This window comes from Paenibacillus taiwanensis DSM 18679 (genome assembly GCF_000425125.1).
GTDB classification, from domain to species: Bacteria; Bacillota; Bacilli; order Paenibacillales; family Paenibacillaceae; genus Paenibacillus_B; species Paenibacillus_B taiwanensis.
Genome location: NZ_AULE01000010.1, coordinates 1 through 1611, shown reverse-complemented (window position 1 = coordinate 1611; position 1611 = coordinate 1). Strand labels below are relative to the sequence as shown.

Below are 1611 nucleotides of genomic sequence, written 5' to 3'. Positions count from 1 at the left end.
ATGGAGCGGACAACGGGATTCGAACCCGCGACCCTCGCCTTGGCAAGGCGATACTCTACCACTGAGCTATGTCCGCATTGTCATCTCGACTTTCCTTACCGGAGAGGCGACAAGAAATAATATAACATAAATCCAACAGCCTTGCAATAGCTGATCCAAAAAAAATTAACACATATTAAATTCCATCACATTTTTCGTATTATTTCTGACCTTGGCAGTCAGGTGAGTACAATTTGCTCCTGCGATACGCTGCTTACAATAGCTTATGATGTATGAAGCTGAAGTCAATAAACATCTATTTAAGGGATACCGGACTACATTTCCAGCCTGGACGTTATATCGCACGCTTAATGCGCTGAATAAGGATATACTTTTATCCAGATTGCTTAAGACGTCCGCTCCACAACAGCGTGGCTTAAGTGAGACCTAACATATTGAATAATGAAACAATTGAAGGCAGCCATCCTCTTGTTATCAGCTGTTATCGTTCCCACCGAACAACATACGAAATTTACGCCTGTTTAGCGCGTTTTTCTACTTTGGACAGCAGCTAGGTTGTTATGCAGTCTCTTAAGAGCTAGGAAGCCCCTTTAAGCTCTTTATAAAGATGATTATGAGTGATACGATTCGGATCAAAGGGAGGCAGTTACACTTCATCGTATATTCTATTCCGTTATGTTCACGCAAATAACAATCTATAACATATGTATAAACAAAAAAACACTTATCTAAATGATAAGTGTCTGACTGTAATATTTGGTGCGCGTGAAGGGACTCGAACCCCCACGCCGAAGGCGCCAGATCCTAAGTCTGGTGCGTCTGCCAATTCCGCCACACGCGCACGTTCAAATATATAACTGGTGAGCCATGAAGGACTCGAACCTTCGACACCCTGATTAAAAGTCAGGTGCTCTACCAACTGAGCTAATGGCTCTTAAAATGGCTGGGGATATAGGATTTGAACCTATGCATGACGGAGTCAAAGTCCGTTGCCTTACCGCTTGGCTAATCCCCATCAAAGAATAAATGGTGCCGGCGAAAGGAGTCGAACCCTCGACCTACTGATTACAAGTCAGCCGCTCTACCAACTGAGCTACACCGGCATATTATGGTGGACGCTGACGGGATCGAACCGCCGACCCTCTGCTTGTAAGGCAGATGCTCTCCCAGCTGAGCTAAGCGTCCATAATGGTGACCCGTAGGGGATTCGAACCCCTGTTACCTCCGTGAAAGGGAGGTGTCTTAACCCCTTGACCAACGGGCCGTGCTTATTCTTAGATGTATTATAGCAATATTTTGTGGAGCTCTCAACCGGGATCGAACCGGTGACCTCATCCTTACCATGGATGCACTCTACCTACTGAGCTATGAGAGCAAAGATGGCTCCCCGAACAGGACTCGAACCTGTGACAACTCGATTAACAGTCGAGTGCTCTACCAACTGAGCTATCAGGGAACGTTTAATCTCATAGGACCCGCTTAGAGAGTCCAGACGTGCCTCGAAATAATCAAGGCAACTGCTTGGCAACGTCCTACTCTCCCAGGACCCTGCGGTCCAAGTACCATCGGCGCTGGAGGGCTTAACGGTCGTGTTCGGGATGGGTACGCGTG

Annotated in this window: 9 tRNA genes and 1 rRNA gene; all 10 read right to left on the bottom strand. The window is 46.7% G+C overall.

The features are described from left to right. Position 1: 1 nt before the first annotated feature. Positions 2–76, bottom strand: a tRNA-Gly gene (locus H509_RS0102180). A gap of 681 nt (positions 77–757) precedes the next feature. Further along, positions 758–841, bottom strand: a tRNA-Leu gene (locus H509_RS0102175). 17 nt (positions 842–858) lie between these two features. Beyond that, positions 859–934, bottom strand: a tRNA-Lys gene (locus tag H509_RS0102170). 6 nt (positions 935–940) lie between these two features. After that, positions 941–1015: transfer RNA gene (locus tag H509_RS0102165), tRNA-Gln, on the bottom strand. A gap of 12 nt (positions 1016–1027) precedes the next feature. Then, positions 1028–1103: transfer RNA gene (locus tag H509_RS0102160), tRNA-Thr, on the bottom strand. Between the two features lie 6 nt (positions 1104–1109). Continuing rightward, positions 1110–1185: transfer RNA gene (locus tag H509_RS0102155), tRNA-Val, on the bottom strand. Positions 1186–1189: 4 nt separating this feature from the next. Next, positions 1190–1264, bottom strand: a tRNA-Glu gene (locus H509_RS0102150). A 35-nt stretch (positions 1265–1299) separates the two neighbouring features. After that, a tRNA-Thr gene (locus tag H509_RS0102145) sits at positions 1300–1375 on the bottom strand. 5 nt (positions 1376–1380) lie between these two features. Next, positions 1381–1456 (bottom strand) — tRNA-Asn (locus tag H509_RS0102140). 63 nt (positions 1457–1519) lie between these two features. Beyond that, positions 1520–1611, bottom strand: a 5S ribosomal RNA gene (gene rrf, locus H509_RS26580); the annotation flags it as partial.